The following is a 671-nucleotide window of genomic DNA, read 5'->3' on the forward strand; positions in this document are numbered from 1 at the left end:
CTCGTTTGCCTTTACCTGCCGGAGCCACCATTATAGCCATACCTGCAAAGTCCTGCCAGGTACCTTTACCCTCTTTTATATTGTTAAAAGAGTCGTAGGCACCTGTTTCCATCGCAACGATTCCTTTTGCAAAATCGCCTATACTGGCAGTACCTGTATTACCGTAGGTGGCTGCGGTATTTTGAGCGCCCATAACACCACGCATGCCAAGTCCAAATTTACTAAAACTTTCAACAATATTTACCCCAAAGTTTTTAGGCATTGTTTTCAGGAACTGTAATCCTGCCTGGCCTACAGCACGTGTGCCACCTTGCAAAAATGCTGTTCTGGCCCCGCTTACAAAGGCACCACCCATACCCACAGCTGCACCGGCCATCATACCTTCCATAATACCTCCTACATAATTTGCTCCGGCAAGAGCTATTGCCTGCCACCAGTTTTTGATATGTGGGGCAAAGATAATTTCGTCTCCAAAAATCATACACTTCATTTTATGATCACCACTTATAGCGGGTTTGCCTGCTACGATCATATCTTTTTTGCTGTGGAGCCATTTTCTGGCCAGCTTAGCTTTTTGCCCGCAAAGCAATCCGCCTAAAACGGCTCCAAATGCTGCTCCTGCAGCACCTGCCAAGGCGCCAATAGCTATAAGTGCTGCACCACCTGTAGTT

Annotated in this window: 1 protein-coding gene; it reads right to left on the reverse strand. The window is 46.8% G+C overall.

Annotated elements, in window-relative coordinates:
- Positions 1 to 671: hypothetical protein (locus tag K0H48_RS22740; protein ID WP_219269291.1), on the reverse strand; the 671-nt coding region annotated here is incomplete at both ends.

Origin of the sequence: Pseudomonas sp. Xaverov 259, assembly GCF_019352915.1 — a bacterium.
In the GTDB taxonomy this organism is placed as follows: domain Bacteria; phylum Pseudomonadota; class Gammaproteobacteria; order Pseudomonadales; family Pseudomonadaceae; genus Aquipseudomonas.